At 73.8% G+C, this 18339-nt stretch carries 16 protein-coding genes; 11 read left to right on the forward strand and 5 right to left on the reverse strand.

The window, feature by feature from the left end; translation table 11 throughout:
- Window positions 1–128: 128 nt before the first annotated feature.
- Both ABTZ54_RS34920 and ABTZ54_RS34925 read right to left on the reverse strand, forming a co-directional pair.
- Window positions 129–1358, reverse strand: coding sequence for an acyl-CoA dehydrogenase family protein (locus ABTZ54_RS34920; RefSeq protein ID WP_351671742.1), 1230 nt, complete (start codon window positions 1356–1358; stop codon window positions 129–131).
- A gap of 138 nt (window positions 1359–1496) precedes the next feature.
- On the reverse strand, window positions 1497–2240 hold the full coding sequence (locus ABTZ54_RS34925; protein WP_351671745.1) for an NAD-dependent epimerase/dehydratase family protein: 744 nt from the start codon (window positions 2238–2240) through the stop codon (window positions 1497–1499).
- A gap of 119 nt (window positions 2241–2359) precedes the next feature.
- On the opposite strand from ABTZ54_RS34925, the gene ABTZ54_RS34930 reads away from it, so the two are divergent.
- The 6 genes from ABTZ54_RS34930 (at window position 2360) to ABTZ54_RS34955 (ending at window position 9382) form a co-directional block, all read left to right on the forward strand.
- Window positions 2360–3736, forward strand: a complete 1377-nt coding sequence (locus ABTZ54_RS34930; RefSeq protein WP_351671748.1) for a cytochrome P450 family protein — start codon at window positions 2360–2362, stop codon at window positions 3734–3736.
- A 32-nt stretch (window positions 3737–3768) separates the two neighbouring features.
- Window positions 3769–4980, forward strand: coding sequence for a methyltransferase domain-containing protein (locus tag ABTZ54_RS34935; protein WP_351671751.1), 1212 nt, complete (start codon window positions 3769–3771; stop codon window positions 4978–4980).
- Between the two features lie 70 nt (window positions 4981–5050).
- Window positions 5051–5665 carry a dTDP-4-dehydrorhamnose 3,5-epimerase family protein gene (locus ABTZ54_RS34940; protein ID WP_351671754.1) on the forward strand — a complete coding sequence of 205 codons (615 nt, stop codon included), beginning with the start codon at window positions 5051–5053 and terminating at the stop codon, window positions 5663–5665.
- Window positions 5662–6624, forward strand: a complete 963-nt coding sequence (locus ABTZ54_RS34945; RefSeq protein WP_351671757.1) for an NAD-dependent epimerase/dehydratase family protein — start codon at window positions 5662–5664, stop codon at window positions 6622–6624. The genes ABTZ54_RS34940 and ABTZ54_RS34945 overlap by 4 nt, the downstream gene beginning before the upstream one ends.
- Entirely contained in the window at window positions 6621–8120 is a 1500-nt protein-coding gene (locus tag ABTZ54_RS34950; RefSeq protein ID WP_351671760.1) for an NDP-hexose 2,3-dehydratase family protein, read from the forward strand. The genes ABTZ54_RS34945 and ABTZ54_RS34950 overlap by 4 nt, the downstream gene beginning before the upstream one ends.
- Window positions 8120–9382 (forward strand): methyltransferase domain-containing protein, encoded by a 1263-nt coding sequence (locus ABTZ54_RS34955; protein WP_351671763.1) that lies wholly within the window; start codon window positions 8120–8122, stop codon window positions 9380–9382. The genes ABTZ54_RS34950 and ABTZ54_RS34955 overlap by 1 nt, the downstream gene beginning before the upstream one ends.
- A gap of 65 nt (window positions 9383–9447) precedes the next feature.
- On the opposite strand, the gene ABTZ54_RS34960 is transcribed toward ABTZ54_RS34955, so the two are convergent.
- The gene (locus ABTZ54_RS34960; RefSeq protein WP_351671766.1) at window positions 9448–9903 is read right to left on the reverse strand and encodes a nuclear transport factor 2 family protein; all 456 of its coding nucleotides are present in this window, start codon (window positions 9901–9903) and stop codon (window positions 9448–9450) included.
- A 178-nt stretch (window positions 9904–10081) separates the two neighbouring features.
- On the opposite strand from ABTZ54_RS34960, the gene ABTZ54_RS34965 reads away from it, so the two are divergent.
- From ABTZ54_RS34965 to ABTZ54_RS34975, 3 genes are all read left to right on the forward strand, one after another.
- Window positions 10082–10861, forward strand: coding sequence for a cyclase family protein (locus ABTZ54_RS34965; RefSeq protein ID WP_351671769.1), 780 nt, complete (start codon window positions 10082–10084; stop codon window positions 10859–10861).
- 79 nt (window positions 10862–10940) lie between these two features.
- Window positions 10941–11651 carry a class I SAM-dependent methyltransferase gene (locus tag ABTZ54_RS34970; protein WP_351671772.1) on the forward strand — a complete coding sequence of 237 codons (711 nt, stop codon included), beginning with the start codon at window positions 10941–10943 and terminating at the stop codon, window positions 11649–11651.
- 101 nt (window positions 11652–11752) lie between these two features.
- Complete coding sequence (locus ABTZ54_RS34975) at window positions 11753–12862, forward strand: DegT/DnrJ/EryC1/StrS family aminotransferase (protein ID WP_351671775.1); 1110 nt, start codon at window positions 11753–11755, stop codon at window positions 12860–12862.
- Here ABTZ54_RS34975 and ABTZ54_RS34980 read toward each other — a convergent pair.
- Both ABTZ54_RS34980 and ABTZ54_RS34985 read right to left on the reverse strand, forming a co-directional pair.
- Complete coding sequence (locus ABTZ54_RS34980) at window positions 12794–13171, reverse strand: antibiotic biosynthesis monooxygenase family protein (RefSeq protein WP_351671778.1); 378 nt, start codon at window positions 13169–13171, stop codon at window positions 12794–12796. The genes ABTZ54_RS34975 and ABTZ54_RS34980 overlap by 69 nt on opposite strands.
- Window positions 13172–13318: 147 nt before the next feature.
- Entirely contained in the window at window positions 13319–15202 is a 1884-nt protein-coding gene (locus tag ABTZ54_RS34985; RefSeq protein WP_351671781.1) for an AfsR/SARP family transcriptional regulator, read from the reverse strand.
- Window positions 15203–15815: 613 nt separating this feature from the next.
- On the opposite strand from ABTZ54_RS34985, the gene ABTZ54_RS34990 reads away from it, so the two are divergent.
- Entirely contained in the window at window positions 15816–17108 is a 1293-nt protein-coding gene (locus ABTZ54_RS34990) for a beta-ketoacyl-[acyl-carrier-protein] synthase family protein (protein ID WP_351671784.1), read from the forward strand.
- A complete protein-coding gene (locus ABTZ54_RS34995) occupies window positions 17105–18322 on the forward strand; it encodes a ketosynthase chain-length factor (protein WP_351671787.1) in 1218 nt (405 codons plus the stop codon). Before ABTZ54_RS34990 ends, ABTZ54_RS34995 begins: the two co-directional genes overlap by 4 nt.
- The last annotated feature ends 17 nt before the right edge of the window (window positions 18323–18339 follow it).

An 18339-nucleotide genomic window follows, 5' to 3' on the forward strand; every position in this document is an offset into this window, starting at 1 on the left:
ATCAACGTCAAGGATTCCGACGGGAGTTCGGTTGCTATACCCGCGGTAAGCGCCTGCGTAAAGGCATGTCATCACTTCGAGTGAATCCTTGGCCGGTGATCCGGTCCTCCCCCCTCTTCGTACGTCCGTCAGTCCTTCGTTCCCTCCAGCACCGTCTCGGACAGCCAGTCCACCGCGTCCGGATACGTGAACGGGTGCATGAACGCCCCCGCCCGCACGTCCCGGTAGTGCCGCCCCAGCGGATGGGTGCCGGAGTACGCGGCGCCTCCGACGACCGACAGGCAGTCGGAGACGATCTCCGGCGCCAGCCGGTTCACCGTCAGCTTGGCGCGCTGGAAGTCGAGCATCATCCGGCGGCCCCGCTCCGCGGGATCGGCGTCGAAGGCGTAGGCCAGGTGGTCCGCCACCGTCAGGGTCCCGGCCACCGTGGTCCGCAGCGCGTAGAGCCGGGCCTCGATCTCGGTGAGCAGCGTACGCGTCGCGGCGCCCGCCGCCGGCAGCCCGCCCCGTCGGCCCAGCTCCGCCACCACGAGGTCGCGGGCGGCCTGCGCCACCCCCACGTAGATCCCCAGCATGGTGATCGAGCTGACGGTCTGGCCCGCCAGGGCCGCGTCCGAGCGCTCCCCGACCGGCCCCCGCAGGAACACGTCCTCGGCCCGCACCGGACAGTCCTCCAGCACGATGTCCACACTGCCCGAGGCCCGCATGCCGAGCCCGTCCCAGTCGTCGAGGACCCTCAGCCCCGGCGCCGTCCTGGGCAGTACGGCGGCCGCCGAGCGTTCCACCCCGGCCACCTCCACCCGCGCCGAGACCACGAAGTCGGTGGCGATCGGCGCCATGCTCGCCAGCGTCTTGCGGCCCGACAGCACCCAGCCGCCGCCCGGCGCGGGCCGCAGCCGGGTGACCACCCGGCCGCCGCCCGCGTCCTTGACCGTCGTGCACACCACCGCCTCGCCCGCGCCCATGCCCCGCAGCAGCCGCTCGGCGAGCGCCCGCGCCGGGCCGCCCCCGTGCCGCCACTCATGGGCGAAGGTCAGCCCCCGGCTGAGCTGCATGTGCAGCGCCAGCGCGGTGGACGCGTCCGCCTCCGCCACGGTCGTCAGGGCCAGGCAGACGTCGTGCAGCGAGCCCACCCCCAGGCCGCCGAGCTCGACGGGCACGGTGGCCCCGAGCACCCCGTCCGCGCGCAGCCCCGCGAACACCTCCGCCGGGAAGACGCCCGCCCGGTCGGCCCGCCCGGCCCCGTCCCGTACCGTCGGAAGGTGCCCGGCCAGCAGACCGAGCAGCGCCCGGCCGGCGGAGGTCCTCGGCTCGCGCAGATCGGGCGTGACCGCCAGGGCCCCGTCGTGCGTCGTCATCGCGTTCCCCACGTCCTTCACTCGACTCCCTTTCCCTTCCGCCCCGTTGAGGCCGGGGCGGCTCCGATGATGCACAGCCCGCGTCGACGCGCGTTCGAGAGCCGCTGTCGCCGGTCGAGGCCCGCGCACCGGCCCGGCTCAGGCGCCCGTCTCCCGCAGATAGCGGTCCAGGGCGCGCCGGTGGTACCCCGGGCCGAACCGCGCCCCCGCCGGCTCCGGCACCAGGCGCCGCAGCTTCACCACCGAGGGGCAGTGCGAGAAGGCGCTGTCGCCCCCGCCCACCACCACCTCCTCGGCCTCCAGGCCCAGCCGGTGCTTCAGATGGGCCACGAGCTCCCGCACGTCCACGCAGTCGCCGGAGGCCACGTTCACCGTCTCGTCGCGCACCCCCGCCGCGAGCAGCCCGTCCACGAGGCCGACGAAGTCCGCCACGTGCAGCAGATCGCGCCGGGCCCCCGGATGCACCCGGACCCGCCCCTCGCGCAGCTGCGACACCAGCGCCGGGACCAGCCGGAAGTCCGGCCCGTGCGGGCCCAGCACATAGGCGAGACGCAGCACCAGATGAGCCACGCCCGACTCCCGGACGACCCGCTCCAGAGCGAACTTGTGCCGGCCGTAGCGGGTGCTCGGCACGAGCGGGTCGTCCTCGCGGCCCCGGCAGCCGGGACCGCCGTACATGCTGGCCGTGGAGAGGAAGACCAGCAGCTCGCCCCGGCGCAGGCAGCGGGCGACCGTCTCCCGCACCAGCGCCGCCTCCCGCTCGTGCTCGCCGTCCGGCAGGTGCTGGCGCGGAACGCCCGCCGCCAGCACCGTCACCCCGGGGTGCGCGTCACGCAACGGCCACAGATGCCGCGCGAGGAAACCCTTGCCGATGATGTCCATGACCGCGTGACCCTACGGCGCCGGTGCCACGCCCCCCTCGTGCCCCGCTCGACGGCGGCGCCGGGCCCGGCCAAGGGGAGTCGAGGGGTGATCGAGGACGCCTGCCTAGCGTCCTCCCCATGACGGCGAGCATGACCGACGGAGAATTGGGGCGTGTGCTGCTGACCCTGCGCGGCGTCCAATGGATTCTGGGCACCAGAGGAGACCCGTACGCGCTGCTGCTCCGCGCGACCGGAGACGACCGGAACGACCTCGGGCGGCAGGTCCGCGACCGGGGCCCCCTCTACTGGAGCAGCGCCGAGACCTGGGTGACGGCCGACCACGAGGCGGCCACGGCCGCCCTGACCGACCCTAGGCTCACGCCCCGGCCTCTCGAACGGGGCTCCGCGCGCTGCGGGGAACCGGTGGGGGAGGCGGGTGGGGGGCCCGCCGGGGACCCCGCCGGGGAGCCCGCGCCCTGGGACGTGCCGACGCTTCGGGAGACGCTGCCGATGCCCGAGCTCCCGGCCGCACTCGACCGGGCGGAGTACCGGCGGCTGCACCACTGGGCCGCACCGGTGCTCGGTGAGAAGGCCCTGCGTCGGCTGCGACCCGCGGCCGAACGGGCCTACCGCAGCCGGGCGTCCGCACTCGGGGAGCGCTTCGACCTCGTCGACGACCTGATCCGGCCCGCCACCACGCAGGCCGCGCGCCTGCTGATCGGCGTGCCCGAGCGGCACGCCGACCGCTTCGCCACCCTGTGCGCCGAGACCACGGGCGTCCTGGACGCCACGCTCTGCCCGCCGCGCCTGGACACCGCCCGCCGGTACGGTGCCGCGCTCCCACGACTTCACGCGCTGCTGGCGGAGACGGTCAGGACGGCGGGGGCGCGACGCGTGGGTGACGAGTCCGGGGCGTCGCCCGGCCTCGCCGGACGTCTCCTCGCGGCCCCCGGCCCCGGCGGGCCCCCCGACGTCCTGACCCTCTGCGCCCTGCTGGCACTCGTCGGCATCGACTACGCCACCACCCTGGCCGCCGACGCCGTCGCCCTCCTCCTGGACCACCCCGACCAGTGGCGGGCCCTGCGCGAGGACCCCGGCCTCGCCCCCGCGTGCGTTGCGGAGACCCTCCGCTGCGCCCCGCCCGTACGGCTCCACCGGCTGTACGCGGAGTGGGACCTGGAGTTCGCCGGGACCAAGGTGGCACGCGGTGAGGAGCTCGTCGTGCTCACCGGGGCCGCGCACCGCGACCCGCGCCGGCACACCGAACCGGACCGGTTCGACATCCACCGGCACACGCGCGGCGACGGCCTCGACGGGCTGCTCGCCGGCCCCCTCGACGCCCTCGTCGGCCCGGCGGCCCGGCTGGCGGCCGAGGCGGCCCTGCGGGCCTGCGCTGCGGAGCTGCCCGAGCTCGCCCGTACCGGCGAAGTGCTGCGCCGGCTCCGCTCACCGATCACCGGGGGAGTGCTCCGCTTCCCCGCCGCACGCACCGCATCCGCCCACCGGACCCCGTGAACCGGACCCCATGACCCCGAGGAAGGCCCCCCATGTGCCGTGTCTGTGGAGGACCCGTCCGTCAGTTCTTCGACTTCGGGCGCCAACCACTCTCCGACGCCTTCGTGGACCCCGACCGGGTCGACGAGGAGTACTTCTACCGGCTCGCCGTGGGCCTCTGCGAGTCCTGCGGCATGACCCAGCTCCTGGACGAGGTCCCCCGGGAACGCATGTTCCACGAGGCCTACCCCTACCACTCCTCCGGCTCCGCCCACATGCGCCGCCACTTCGAGCGGACCGCCGGCCGGCTCTCCCGCGCCCACCTGCGCGGCAACGACCCCTTCGTGGTGGAGATCGGCTGCAACGACGGCGTGATGCTGCGGGCCCTCGCCAAGGAGGGCATCCGCCACCTCGGCGTCGAACCGTCCGGCGGCGTCGCCGAACTCGCCCGCCAGCAGGGCGTCCGGGTCCGCGACGCGTTCTTCGAGGAGGGGACGGCGGCCGAGATCCGGGCCACGGACGGCCCCGCCGACCTCGTCTACTCGGCCAACACCATCTGCCACATCCCCTACCTCGACTCCGTCTTCCGCGGCCTGGACACCCTCCTCGCCCCGCACGGCGTCTTCGTCTTCGAGGACCCCTACCTCGGCGACATCCTGGAACGCACCACCTTCGACCAGATCTACGACGAGCACTTCTACTTCTTCACCCTCACCTCGGTACGCGCCGCGGCAGCCCGGTACGGCTTCGAGGTCGTCGACGTCGAACGGCTGCCGGTGCACGGGGGAGAGCTCCGCTACACCCTGCGGCGCGCCGGCCGAGGCGCCCCGAGCCCGGCCGTCGCCGCGCTCGCCGCCGAGGAGGAGCGCAGGGGGCTGTGCCGGCCCGAGGCATTCGAGGACTTCGCCGCCGGGATCGAACGCATCCGCACCGACCTGACCGCCCTCCTGCGCGGCCTGCGGGCCGACGGCAAGCGGGTCGTCGGCTACGGCGCCACCGCCAAGAGCGCCACCGTCACCAACTACTGCGGCATCGGGCCCGAGTTGATCGAGTGGGTCTGCGACGCGACGCCCGCCAAGCACGGCCGGCTCACCCCCGGCACCCACATCCCGGTCCGCCCGACCGAGGCCCTGACCGAGCCCTACCCGGACTACGCGGTGCTCTTCGCCTGGAACCACGCCGAGGAGATCATGGCCAAGGAGCGGCTGTTCCGCGAGTCCGGCGGACGTTGGATCGTCTACGCGCCCGAGGTCCGCGTCATCTGACCCCCCCCAGGGCCCCGCGGAACGCCGCCGGCAAGGCCGGCACCCACCCCCATCAGACGAGGACGGTGTCATGGAGTCGCGACAGCTCGCCGTGGACGGCGCGTTCGAGTTCCGGCCGAGGATCTTCACCGACGAACGAGGGCTCTTCGTCTCGCCCTTCCAGGAGACGCCCGCCCGACAGGCCCTGGGCCACCCCCTGTTCCCCGTGGCCCAGACCAACCACAGCCGCTCCCGGCGCGGCACGATCCGGGGCGCTCACTACACCCTCACACCCCCCGGCATCGCCAAGTACGTGTACTGCGCGCGCGGCCGGGCCCTGGACATCGTCATCGACGTCCGGGTCGGCTCGCCGACCTACGGACGCTCGGAGGCCGTCCTGCTCGACCAGGAGGAGTTCCGCGCCGTCTACTTCCCCGTCGGCGTGGCCCACGCCTTCGTGGCGCTGGAGGACGACACCGTGATGTCGTACATGCTCTCCGGCGAGTACGTGCCGGAGAACGAACTCTCCCTCTCCGTGTTCGACCCGGCGCTCGACCTGGCGCTCCCCGAGGGCCTCGACCCGGTCATGTCCCCGCGCGACCGGGCCGCGCCCACCCTGGAGACGGCCGAGAAGTCCGGCACCCTCCCCGACTACCGCCGGTGTCTGGAGCTCGAACGGACACTGTGCGGCGGCCCGGCCCGATGACCGGCGCGAGGCGGCCCCCGGCGGCCCGCCCCGCCGTCGCCGTGCTCGGCGCGACGGGCTGCGTCGGCCGCACGGTCACCGCGGCCTTCGCGGCGGCCGGCCGGCCCGTCGTCGAACTGGCCCGCCGCCCGCCTCCGGACGCGGCCGGACGCCGGTTCCACGCGCTCGACCTCGCCGCCGTCGACGCCACCGAACTCGCCGCCCTGCTGACCGCCGCCGGGGTCGGCACCGTCGTCAACGCGGCGGGCGGCTGGGTCACCGGACCGGCGGAGAACGAACGCGCCCACGTCCACCTCGTGGAGAACGTGCTCGCCGCCTGCGCCCGGCTGCCGAACCCGGTCCGCCTCGTACAGGTCGGCACCGTGCACGAGTACGGCCCGCTGCCCGTCGGCACCGCCGCCGACGAGACCCTCGTCCCACGCCCCGTCTCCGTCTACGCGCGCACCAAACTCGCCGGCGCCGAAGCCGTGCTCCGCGCCACCCGCGCGGGCCACGTGGACGGGGTGGTGCTCCGCGTGGTCAACCTCAGCGGCCCGGACGTCTCCGCCGCCGGCTTCCTCGGCGCCGCCGTCCGCCTGCTGCGCGCCGCCACCCCCGACCGCCCCGCCGAACTCACCGTCGCCGACGCCCGCCGGGACTTCCTGGACGTACGCGACCTGGCCGCCGCCGTCCTCGCCGCCGCCGAGGCACCGGTGACCGGAGAGGTCCTCAACATCGGCCGCGGCGAGGCCGTACCCCTCTCCCACCTGCTCGACCTGCTCATCGCCGCCGCCGCCCCACCGCCCGGCGCGGTACGGCTGCGCACCGCACCCGTCGACTCCCGGGGCGGCGACTGGACCCTGGCCGACATCGGCCGGGCGGCCCGCCTGCTCGGCTGGCGGCCGGAGGTCGACCTGCCCGCATCCATCAAGGACATGTGGGACGCGAGCCGCGCGGACCACCCAGTGGAGCACGCATGACCGAAGCCACCACGCGCCGCGCGAGCCCGCGGCGCCCCACCACCGCCACGCCCCTGCGCGTCGCCGCCTCGGCCCGCGCCCGCGAGGGCGTCCTCACCCCCCACGACGACTTCCACGACTGGTTCGCGGCGCTCGCCGAACGCTCCTACACCCGAGTCGAGCGGGTCCCCCTCGACACGCTCGACGGGTGGCAGACCGACCCCCGCACCGGCAACCTGCGCCACCACACCGGCCGCTTCTTCACGGTCGAGGGCCTGGACGTCCGCATCCCGGACGGACCCGTGCCCGCCTGGAGCCAGCCCATCATCAACCAGCCGGAGATCGGCGTCCTCGGCATCCTGGTCAAGGAGTTCGACGGTGTCCTGCACTGCCTGATGCAGGCCAAGGTCGAGCCGGGCAACGCGGGCGGGCTCCAGATCTCCCCGACCGTGCAGGCCACCCGAAGCAACTACACCGGCGTCCACGGCGGCCGGCCCGTGCCCTACCTCGACCTGTTCCGCGAGCCCGGCCCCCGGGGCCCGCTCGTCGACGTCCGCCAGTCCGAACAGGGCTCCGCCTTCCACCACAAACGCAACCGGAACATGGTGGTCGAGGCCGACGGCGAGGTCGAGGTCCACGAGGGCTTCCGCTGGTTCACCCTGGGCCAGCTCCACCGGCTGCTCGCCGCACGGGACCTGGTCAACATGGACGCCAGGACCGTCCTGTCCTGCCTGCCCTTCGCCCACCCGGAGCTCGCCCGCGAACTCGGCCCGCCCGCCGACGCGTTCCGCGCCGCCCTGTTCCGCTCCTGCGACCCCACCGCCGAGCCCCGGCACTCTCTGGGCGCCGTCCTCAGCTGGATCACCGAGGCCCGTACCCGCACCGAGGTCCGCGCCCACCGCGTCCCGCTCGCCGGACTGCCCGGCTGGCACCGCACCCGCGAACGCGTCTCCCACGACAGCGGGGCCTTCTTCGACGTCATCGGCGTCCGCGTGGAGGCCCGCGGCCGGGAGGTCGCCGGCTGGTCCCAGCCGATGATCGAACCCCACGGCACCGGAGTCGTCGCCTTCCTGACCCGGACCATCGACGGGGTCCTGCACGTCCTGATGCACGCCCGGGCCGAGGCCGGCTACATGGACGTGGTGGAACTCGCGCCCACCGTCCAGTGCACCCCCGACTCCTACGCGTACCTGCCGAGCGGCGCCCGGCCCCGCTTCCTCGACGAGGTGGAGCACGCGGACCCGCGCCGGATCCGCTTCCAGTCCGTCCTGTCGGAGGAGGGCGGACGCTTCCACCACGCGCTCAACCGCTACCTGATCGTCGACACCGACACCAGCGGTGCGCCGGACGTCCCGCCCGACGACCCCGACTACCGGTGGATGACCGTGCACCAGCTCGTCGAGCTGCTGCGGCACAGCCACTACCTCAACATCCAGGCCCGCAGCCTGGTCGCCTGCCTGCAGAGCCTGCTCGTACCCGAGGAGCGGGCGCCGACCACGGAGAGGAAGGTGCGGTGATGAACGCCGAGAACGTACGACCGGTCACCCGGTGCCGGGTGTGCGGCGCCGCCGACTGGCAGGAGGTGGTCGCCTTCGGAGACGTGCCGCTGGCCAACGGGTTCCTGGAGCCGGCCGCCTCCTACGAGGACGAACCGGCCTACCCGCTGGGCGTGCTGTCCTGCCGCTCCTGCCGGCTGATGAGCGTCACCCACGTCGTCGACCCCGAAGTGCTCTACCGCACCTACAGCTACGTCACCTCGGGCTCGGAGACCATGACCCGGCACATGGAGTCCGTCGCGCGGGTCTGCCGCGAGCGCGGCGGCCTCGCCCCCGGCCACCTCGTGGTCGAACTCGGCAGCAACACCGGCCAGCAGCTCGCCGTCTTCGCCCGGGACGGAGCCCGGGTGCTCGGCGTCGACCCGGCCCGCAACCTGACGGCCTACGCCCAGCGGATCGGCATCCCCACGCTGCCCGAGTTCTTCACCCCCTCCACCGCCGAGGCCGTCAGCCGCGCCCACGGCCCCGCCCGGCTCATCCTCGGCCGGCACGTCTTCGCCCACATCGACGACCTCGCCGGAGTGCTCGCCGGGGTGCGCACCCTGCTCGCCCCCGACGGCGTCTTCGCCATCGAGGTCCCGTACGCCGTGGACCTGCTGGAGAAGCACGCCTTCGACACCATCTACCACGAGCACCTGTCGTACTTCCTGATGCGCACCCTGGACACCCTCTTCACCCGCCACGGACTGAGCCTCTTCGACGTGGAACGGCTCCCCGTCCACGGCGGCTCCCTCCTCGTCCTCGTCGGCCTGCCCGGCGTGCGGCCCGTCGCCGACGCCGTCGGCGCGCTGATCGCCGCCGAGGAGCGGGCGGAGCTCGGCACCGACGGCGGCTACCGGGAGTTCGTACGAGGCGTCCACACCGTCCGCGAGGAACTCCCCGCCCTGGTCAGGTCGTTGGTCGCGGAGGGCAACCGGGTGGCCGGATACGGGGCCTCGGCCAAGGGCACCACGATCCTCAACCTCTGCGGGCTCGGCACCGAGGAGATCGCCTACTGCACCGACACCACCCGGCTCAAACAGGACAAGGTGCTGCCCGGCACCCACATCCCGGTGCGCAGCCCCGAGTACGCCCGCACCGACCCGCCCGACGTCTACCTGATGCTGGCCTGGAACTACGCCGACGAGATCCTGCGCAAGGAGAAGGAGTTCCTGCGGGCCGGCGGCCGTTTCGTCCTGCCCTTCCCCAAACCCACCATCGTCTCCGCGGACTCCTTCCGCTGAGCCCGCCCGCGCGACGCGCGAGGCCCGGCGGACGCCCCACGGCGTCCACCGGGCCTCGCGCCGTCTCACGGCCGGTCGTCGCGGGTCACATACCGCTCGCGCACCAGCCACGCGCCGCCCTCGGACACCAGCACGTCCTCGCACACGCACATCAGGAGCAGCCGGGGCGCCTCGCCCTTCCGGGTCGCGACCACCTGGACGTACGAGCGCACCCGCACAGCGCCGTCGGCGTCCTCCGGGGCCGGTTCCTCCACCACCGCGGTGGTCAGCAGATGCCGGCGCGTCTCGCCCTCGGCCGCCAGCGCCGCGTGCGCCGAGCGGACGCCCTCGGCCAGGGCCGCGCGCCCGCGCACCGGCTCGGGCAGCGAGGGCGGCGCGAACAGGCCGTCCTCGGTGAAGGTCGCCGCCCAGGCCTCGGCCTCACCGGAGTCGAGCAACTGCATCTGCCGGGCGTGGAAGCGCTGGACCTCGGCACAGAGCACCGCGTACGAGGTGGCCGCGGGGCTGACGGTCTGGCTCACGTTTCTCCCTCCCGGCCCGCGCCGGTCGCGGGGCCGCTGCCCGGATGCTCGTCCCCCCGTGTGGAGCCGGACTCGTGCCCGGACCGGCCCCGGCCTCCAGCGCGGCTCCACCGGCGCTCCGGAACCGGCCGGGAGGATCCCCACCCTGACGCCCGCCCCGAACCCACGGAGGTGCGACATGAGGATCGTCGACCTGTCCTCGCCGGTGGACGCCGCGCTCTGGGAACCCGACCCGGTGGAGCACCACGTCCTCACGCCCCGCGAGGGAGCCCTGCACATGAGCGAGGAGATGCGCGCCCACTTCGGCGTCGACCTCGACCCCGACGAACTGCCCGACGGGGAGTTCCTCTCCCTCGACCGCCTCACCCTCACCACCCACACCGGCACCCATGTCGACGCGCCCTCCCACTACGGCTCCCGGGCCGGATACGGCGACGGCGTCCCGCGCCACATCGACCGCATGCCGCTGGACTGGTTCCTCCGCCCCGGCATGGTCCTCGACCTCACCGACGCGCCCACGGGAACGATCGGCGCGGACCGGCTGGAGAAGGAGTTCGCCCGGATCGGGCGCCGCCCCGACCCGCTGGACATCGTCCTGCTGCACACCGGGGCCCAGCGCCATCACGGCACCCGGCGGTATTTCACCGACTTCGCCGGACTCGACGGCCCCGCCGTACACCTGCTCCTCGACCTCGGCGTCCGGGTCATCGGCACCGACGCCTTCAGCCTCGACGCCCCGTTCGGCGACATCATCGCCCGCTACCGGGCCACCGGGGACCGGGAGGTGCTGTGGCCCGCGCACATGATCGGCAGGGACCGCGAGTACTGCCAGATCGAACGGCTCGCCCACCTGGAGGACCTGCCCGGCCCGTACGGCTTCCAGGTCTCCTGCCTCCCCGTGAAGATCACCGGCGCCGGGGCCGGCTGGACCCGCGCCGTCGCGCTCGTCGACGACTGAGCCACCGGACCTCCGCCCGCCCGTCCGACCCGTCCACCCCACCGGCGCCCGACCCCGGGCCCGTACCCGAAGGAGGCCGATGTTCGGCCACGACCTCGCGGACGTCTACGAACTCGTCTACCGCTCCCGTGGCAAGGACTGGGCGGCGGAGGCGACCGAGACGGCCCGGCTGATCAGGGACCGGCTGCCCGGCGCGGACTCCGTCCTGGACGTCGCCTGCGGCACCGGCGCCCACCTGGAGACCCTCGCCGGGCACTTCACCCACGCCGAGGGACTCGAACTCTCACCGGCCATGCTGGAGCGCGCCGCCGACCGGCTCTCCGGGGTCCCCCTGCACCAGGGCGACATGCGCGACTTCGACCTCGGGCGCACCTTCGACGCCGTGGTCTGCCTCTTCACGGCGATCGGCTACCTGCCGACCCTCCCGGACATGCGGGCGGCGGTCGCGACCATGGCCCGCCACCTGCGCCCGGGCGGGGTGCTGGTCGTCGAACCCTGGTGGTTCCCCGAGCGGTTCCTCGACGGGTACGTGGCCGGGGACCTGGCGAGCGACGAACGGCGCACGGTCGCGCGGATCTCGCACTCGACCCGCCGGGGCCGGACCACCCGGATGGAGGTCCGGTTCGTCGTCGGCGAGGTCGGCGGCATCAGGGAGTTCACCGAGATCGACCTGCTCACCCTCTTCACGCGCGAGGAGTACCTGACGGCGTTCGCCGACGCGGGCTGCCCGGCGGAGTACCTGAGCCCGGAGTGGACGGCCCGGGGCCTGTTCGTGGCACGTCGCGGCTGAGGGCAGAAATCACAGAAATGCGGAGTCGAGGGGCAGTCGAGATCGATGCGAGCGGCATCGGCTGAACTCGGTCCCCATCCGAGCGGAATTGGAGAGTGTCCGTGACCATTCGCGTGTGGGGATATCTGGACGAGTACGCCGCCGAACGCGAGGAGATCCTCGACGCGGTCGACACCGTCTTCGGCTCGGGACGCCTCGTCCTCGCCGACAGCGTCCGGTCCTTCGAGGAGGAGTTCGCCGCCCGGCACGGCGTCGCGCACTGCGTCGGCGTCGACAACGGCACCAACGCCGTCAAACTCGGCCTGGAGGCCCTCGGCGTCGGGCCCGGGGACGAGGTGATCACGGTCTCGAACACCGCCGCCCCGACCGTGCTCGCCATCACCGGCACCGGGGCCACCCCGGTCTTCGTCGACGTCCGCGAGGACTACCTCATGGACGTCGACCGGGTCGAAGCCGCCCTGACCCCGCGCACCCGCTGCCTCCTCCCGGTGCACCTGTACGGCCAGTGCGTCGACATGGCCCCCCTGGAGGAACTGGCCGCGCGCCACAGGCTCACCGTCCTGGAGGACTGCGCGCAGGCCCACGGCGCCCGGCACCACGGCCGCCCGGCCGGCGGCATGGGGAAGGCCGCCGCCTTCTCCTTCTATCCGACGAAGGTCCTCGGCGCGTACGGGGACGGCGGCGCGGTCGTCACCTCCGACCCCGACGTGGACGAGGCGCTCCGCCGGCTGCGCTACTACGGCATGGAGGAGCGCTACTACGTCACCGCCCTGCCGGGCCACAACAGCCGGCTCGACGAGGTGCAGGCCGAGATCCTGCGGCGCAAGCTGCGCCGCCTCGACACCTATGTCGCCGCCCGCCGCGAAGTGGCCCGGCGCTACGCCGAGGGCCTCGCCGACACCGACCTGATCCTCCCCGCGACGAACCCCGGCAACGAGCACGTGTACTACGTGTACGTCGTCCGGCACCCGCGCCGGGACGCGATCATCGAGGCGCTCCGCGAGCGGGACATCGAGCTCAACGTCAGCTACCCGTGGCCGGTGCACACCATGACCGGGTTCCAGCACCTCGGCTACCGGGAGGGGTCCCTCCCGGTGACCGAGCGGCTGGCCGGCGAGATCTTCTCGCTGCCCATGTACCCCTCACTCGCCCCCGACACCCAGGACCGGGTCGTCGAGGCCCTCCGGGACGTCCTCAAGACCCTGTCCTGACACCGAGAGCCGAGTGGCGAAGAGCCCGTTCTCGCTCCGGCTCAGGGCCCGCAGGGCGGCGGCGTGCGGCGCGAACTCCGGCCGCCCCACCGCCCGCAGGAACGAGGCCCGGTCCGCCCAGACGGCGAGGTTCACATAGGCGGCCGGGTCGTCGAGCTCCCGGAGCAGACGGTGCCGGACGAAGCCCGGCTGGCGCGCCATGAACGCGGAGGTCCGGGCGAAGACCTCCTCGAACTCCTCGGCCGGGCCGTGCACGGTGAACCTGTTGACGAACATCACCTCGGCGTCGTGGTCCATCCCCTCGGGCATGGCAGGCCCCTCCTCGTCTCGTCGGCCGCGCGCCCGGCGACCCCGGACGCGTGGCGGCGAGCCTGCCCCGGCCCCGTGGAGAACGTCTCGACTCCCGCTGACCGGCCGCCCTCGCCGGTCCCCCCGTATCCCCCCCCGCAGGTCACCTCACCGGGCGCCCGCCTCCTCCACCACCGGAGCCGCGCGGAGGGTCTCCTCAAGACGCTCCTTGGCGTAGGCCCGGGTCAGCCGGTCGAAGACATAGCGCCCGACCCCGTCCGCGCACCGGTCCGTGCCCAACAGATGCTGGTCGGCGAGGACTTCGAGGAGGAATTCCAGCTCCGGGGCCGGCCGGTTCAGCAGGTCCGCGGCCTGCGCCGCCGTGAAGGGCGCCTCGCCCAGCATGCTCAGCAGCCGGAACGCCCCCTGCTCCGACGAGGTCAGCCCCGCGTAACTCGCGTCGTACCGCGAGCGCACGTCCAGCTCGCCGAGCCGCGCCACGTCGAGGATCCGGGGCGTCGCGCCGAGCCGGTCGGCGAGCGCCGTCAGGGAGAGCCGCGGCCCGGCGGCGAGCCGCCCGCCGACACAGCGCAGGGCCAGCGGGTGCCGCCCGAGCAGCTCCACGATCCGGTGCGCCGCCTCCGGCTCGCGCTCCACCCGCTGCCTGCCCGTGAGGGCCGCCAGGATCTCCAAAGCCTCCTCCTGCGGCGGCGGGCCCAGCTCGACGCGCTCGGCTTCCACCAGCGCGGTCATCCTGCGGCGCCCGGTGACGAGCAGCGCGCAGCGCGGGTCCGCGGGGAGCAGGTGCCGGATCTGGGCCGAGCACGCGACGTCGTCAAGGAGCACCAGCACCCGCCGTCCGGCCGTACGGGACCGGAACAGCGCCCCGCACTCCTCCGGGCTCTCCGGGATCCGGGAGGTCGGCACCTCCATCGCGCGCAGGAACCCGCGCAGCACCTCGGCGGGGTCGCGGGGCTCGGGGGAGGACCCGCGCAGGTCCGCGTAGAGCTGCCCGTCGGTGAACCGTGGCCGCAGCATGTGCGCCAGGTGCACGGCCAGCGCGCTCTTGCCGATCGCGGGCGGCCCGGTCACGACCCCGATGCGGGCCGCGGTGCCGTCGGCGCCCGGACCGTCCGGATCGCCCAGCGCCGCCTCCAGCTCCTTGAGGGCCGCCTGCCGGCCGACGAACCCGGCAAGACCGGCGGGCAGTTGGGCCGGATTCCCGATCGACTCCCGTACGGGGAGGGGCGCGGCGGCCGGGGGAACGCGCGCGCGGTCGTCCACCGGCGGCGGCGCCGGAAGGGACGCCGGCGCGGCCGCCGGCCGGGGCGCGGGCCTCGGGCGCGGAGGCTCCTCGTGCTCGGAGGGGTGGTCGGCGAGCAGGGTCTGCTGGAGCCGGGCGAGCTCCTTGCCCGGTTCGAGCCCCAGCTCGTCGATCATCTTCTGCCGCAGGCTCTGGTAGGCCTCAAGCGCCTCGTGCCGTCGGCCGGACCGGTGCAGGGCCACCATGAGCAGCCCGTGCAGGTGCTCGTGCAGCGGGTGTTGCAGCACCAGCGACTTGAGCTCGCTGATGAGCTCGCGGTGCCGGCCGGTCTCCAGGTCGGCCTCGATGCGCAGTTCGAGGATGCGGAAGCGCAGCTCCTCAAGGCGGGTCACGTACGAGAAGAGCCGCCCGCCGGTCTCGACGTCGGCCAGCGCGGGGCCGCGCCACAGGGCCAGCGCCCGCTCGAAGCTGGCCAGCGCACCGGCGGAGTCGCCCCGCTGGAGGAGCTCCTGGCCCTCGTCGGCGGTCTGCTCGAAGAGGCTGACGTCGAGGCTGGACGGCGGAATGGTGAGGCTGTAGCCGCCCGGCTGGGTCTGGAGAAGGTTTCCGAGCCCCTGTTTCAGGAGCAGTTTGCGGAACTTGTAGATGTAGGTCTGCAACGTTGTCACGGCGCTCGGCGGAGGGAGCTCGGGCCATAGCTCGTCGATCAGTTCGGATGCCTGGACCACGGTGTTGTGCCGCAGCATGAGCAGGGAGATGACCTGTCGGGGCTTGGGCGCGGTCGGCATGATGTTGCGCCCCCGCCAGCGTATTTCGACGGGCCCCAGAAGCCGGAACTCCAAGATGTTTCCTCCCGATTCAGGTACGTCCTCATCGGCTGATCACCTCGAACCCACGGTAGATCGTCGAAAACGGCTGGTCAATGAAGGCTGGAGTGAAGGGAGTTGGGAGAGCGCACCGGAATCGCCGACTCCTGGAAAAGTTCCCGTAAAGCACTGGTCATCGAGAAGTGGCGGAGATTCGCTCCCGGAGACACCCGCCCCCGGACCCCGAAGAACCCCGCCGACCCGCCGCTCGCCGCCAGGGGAGTGGCCGGGAACCGGACGGCCGGGCGGCCGGTTCCCGCCATCCGGGACGCCTCCCCGCCCGCTCCGTCCCCTCGCCCCCCGCCTCCTTCGGCGCCCTCCCGCTCCCGGCCCTCCAGCGTTCCTCCAGCGGGAATCCACCCCGGCGGCGCCCGGCCGGCCTCCCGGACCCCGCCGTCCGACACGCTCCCGCCGCCCGTGTCAAGGCTCCGCGCGATCCTCCACGCCGCATTGAGCCGAACGCGAGCCGATCGGCGCACGCTCGCCGTGTGGACATTTCTGTCGAGGGCACCGACGCGGGTAAAGGGGGACGCGGATGAAGGCGGCCGGTAATCGGCGTGTGGTCATCACGGGAATGGGGGTCGTGGCACCGGGCGCGATCGGCGTGAAACCGTTCTGGGATCTCCTGACCTCGGGACGCACCGCCACCCGTACGATCACCGCGTTCGACCCCACGCCCTTCCGTTCCCGAATAGCGGCGGAATGCGATTTCGATCCGGCGGCGGAGGGACTCACGCCCCGGCAGATCCGCCGTATGGACCGGGCCGCCCAATTCGCCGTCGTCGCCGCCCGCGAGGGCATCGAGGACAGCGGCATCGACCGGGAGGCGCTGGACGGCACCCGCGTCGGCGTCGTCATCGGCAGCGCCGTGGGCTGCACCACGAGCCTGGAGAACGAGTACGCGGTCGTCAGCGACAGCGGCGGCCGCTGGCTGGTCGACCACGCCTACGCCGTCCCTCACCTCTTCGACTACTTCGTGCCCAGTTCCATCGCCGCCGAGGTCGCCCACGACCGGATCGCGGCGGAGGGACCGGTCTCGCTGGTGTCGACCGGCTGCACGTCCGGCCTGGACGCGGTGGGCCGGGCGGCCGACCTGATCGCCGAGGGCGTGGCCGACGTGATGGTGGCCGGTGCGACGGAGGCGCCCATCTCGCCCATCACCGTGGCGTGCTTCGACGCGATCAAGGCGACGAGCCCCGACAACGACCGGCCGGGGGAGGCGTCCCGGCCCTTCGACCGTACGCGACGCGGCTTCGTCCTCGGTGAGGGCGCGGCGGTGTTCGTCCTGGAGGAACGGGAGCACGCCCGCCGCCGGGGCGCCGAGGTGTACGCCGAGATCACGGGCTTCGCGAGCCGCTGCAACGCCTTCCACATGACCGGACTGCGGCCCGACGGACGGGAGATGGCCGAGGCGATCCGCGTGGCGCTCGCCGACGCCCGTACGGACCCGACCGCGATCGACTACGTGAACGCCCACGGCTCCGGCACCCGGCAGAACGACCGGCACGAGACCGCGGCCTTCAAGCTGGCCCTCGGCGAGCACGCCCGCCGCACCCCGGTGAGCAGCATCAAGTCGATGATCGGGCACTCGCTGGGCGCCATCGGCTCCCTGGAGATCGCCGCCTGCGCCCTCGCGGTCCGGCACGGCGTGGTCCCGCCCACGGCGAACCTGCGGGAGCCCGACCCGGAGTGCGACCTCGACTACGTACCCCTGGAGGCCCGCGCGCTGCCGGTGTCGCGCGTCCTCACGGTCGGCAGCGGCTTCGGCGGCTTCCAGAGCGCGATGGTGCTGGCCGGACCCGAGGCGGGCGGGGGAGCGGCGGGATGAGCGCGGACACGGTCGTCACCGGCCTCGGGGTGGTCGCCCCGACGGGTCTGGGGCACCAGGAGCACTGGGCGAACACCCTGCGCGGCGCGTCGGCGATCGGCCCCGTCACCCGCTTCGACGCGGCCCGCTACCCGAGCCGGCTGGCGGGCGAGGTGCCCGGCTTCGTACCCGAGGAGCACCTGCCGAGCCGACTCCTGCCGCAGACCGACCACATGACCCGGATGGCCCTCGTCGCCTCCGACTGGGCCCTCGCCGACGCCGCGGTCGACCCGGCGGCGCTGCCCGAGTACGGGATGGGCGTGGTCACCGCCGCCTCGGCGGGCGGCTTCGAGTTCGGCCACCGGGAGCTCCAGAACCTGTGGGGCCGAGGCCCCGCGCACGTCAGCGCCTATCAGTCCTTCGCGTGGTTCTACGCGGTCAACACCGGCCAGGTGTCGATCCGGCACGGCCTGCGCGGCCCCGCGGGGGCGCTCGTCACCGAACAGGCCGGCGGCCTCGACGCGCTCGGCCAGGCCCGCCGGCAACTGCGGCGCGGCCGGCCGATGGTGCTCGCCGGAGCGGTGGACGGCTCTCCGTGCCCGTGGGGCTGGGTGGCGCAGCTCAGCACGGGCCGGATGAGCGAGGAAACGGACCCGGCCCGCGCGTACCGCCCCTTCGGCCCGGGCGCCGACGGCTACGTACCGGGCGAGGGCGGCGCCCTGCTGGTCCTGGAGAGCGAGGAGGCCGCCCGCGCACGCGGCGCCACTCGCTGGTACGGCCGGATCGCCGGCTACGCGGCCACGTTCGACCCGCCGCCCGGCTCCGGGCGCCCGCCGAACCTGCTGCGCGCCGCCCGCGCCGCCCTCGACGACGCCGAGCTTGCCCCCGAGGGCATCGACGTGGTGTTCGCGGACGCGGCGGGCACACGGGAGGAGGACACGGCGGAGGCCGACGCCCTGCGCGCCCTGTTCGGCCCGTACGGGGTCCCGGTCACGGCCCCCAAGACGATGACCGGCCGCCTGAGCGCCGGCGGCTCGGCCCTGGACGTGGCCACGGCGCTGCTGGCCCTGCGTGAGGGGATCATCCCCCCGACCGCCAATGTCGACCGGCCGCGCCCCGAACACACCCTGGACCTCGTGACCGCCCCGCGCCGGACCCGGCCGGCGGCGGCCCTGATCCTGGCCAGAGGCCGAGGCGGCTTCAACTCGGCGCTGGTGCTGACACTCCCGACCTGACCACGTCACCACCACCC

The organism is Streptomyces sp. NPDC094032 (genome assembly GCF_040303965.1).
Lineage (GTDB): Bacteria > Actinomycetota > Actinomycetes > Streptomycetales > Streptomycetaceae > Streptomyces.

Coding starts and splice junctions, on each gene's coding strand:
- ABTZ54_RS34945 (WP_351671757.1), top strand. CDS start 5,662: ATGACCGGCGCGAGGCGGCCCCCGGCGGCCCGCCCCGCCGTCGCCGTG.
- ABTZ54_RS34995 (WP_351671787.1), top strand. CDS start 17,105: ATGAGCGCGGACACGGTCGTCACCGGCCTCGGGGTGGTCGCCCCGACG.
- ABTZ54_RS34965 (WP_351671769.1), top strand. CDS start 10,082: ATGAGGATCGTCGACCTGTCCTCGCCGGTGGACGCCGCGCTCTGGGAA.
- ABTZ54_RS34925 (WP_351671745.1), bottom strand. CDS start 2,240: ATGGACATCATCGGCAAGGGTTTCCTCGCGCGGCATCTGTGGCCGTTG.
- ABTZ54_RS34955 (WP_351671763.1), top strand. CDS start 8,120: ATGAACGCCGAGAACGTACGACCGGTCACCCGGTGCCGGGTGTGCGGC.
- ABTZ54_RS34940 (WP_351671754.1), top strand. CDS start 5,051: ATGGAGTCGCGACAGCTCGCCGTGGACGGCGCGTTCGAGTTCCGGCCG.
- ABTZ54_RS34950 (WP_351671760.1), top strand. CDS start 6,621: ATGACCGAAGCCACCACGCGCCGCGCGAGCCCGCGGCGCCCCACCACC.
- ABTZ54_RS34985 (WP_351671781.1), bottom strand. CDS start 15,202: ATGCCGACCGCGCCCAAGCCCCGACAGGTCATCTCCCTGCTCATGCTG.
- ABTZ54_RS34970 (WP_351671772.1), top strand. CDS start 10,941: ATGTTCGGCCACGACCTCGCGGACGTCTACGAACTCGTCTACCGCTCC.
- ABTZ54_RS34935 (WP_351671751.1), top strand. CDS start 3,769: ATGTGCCGTGTCTGTGGAGGACCCGTCCGTCAGTTCTTCGACTTCGGG.
- ABTZ54_RS34930 (WP_351671748.1), top strand. CDS start 2,360: ATGACGGCGAGCATGACCGACGGAGAATTGGGGCGTGTGCTGCTGACC.
- ABTZ54_RS34920 (WP_351671742.1), bottom strand. CDS start 1,358: ATGACGACGCACGACGGGGCCCTGGCGGTCACGCCCGATCTGCGCGAG.
- ABTZ54_RS34990 (WP_351671784.1), top strand. CDS start 15,816: ATGAAGGCGGCCGGTAATCGGCGTGTGGTCATCACGGGAATGGGGGTC.
- ABTZ54_RS34980 (WP_351671778.1), bottom strand. CDS start 13,171: ATGCCCGAGGGGATGGACCACGACGCCGAGGTGATGTTCGTCAACAGG.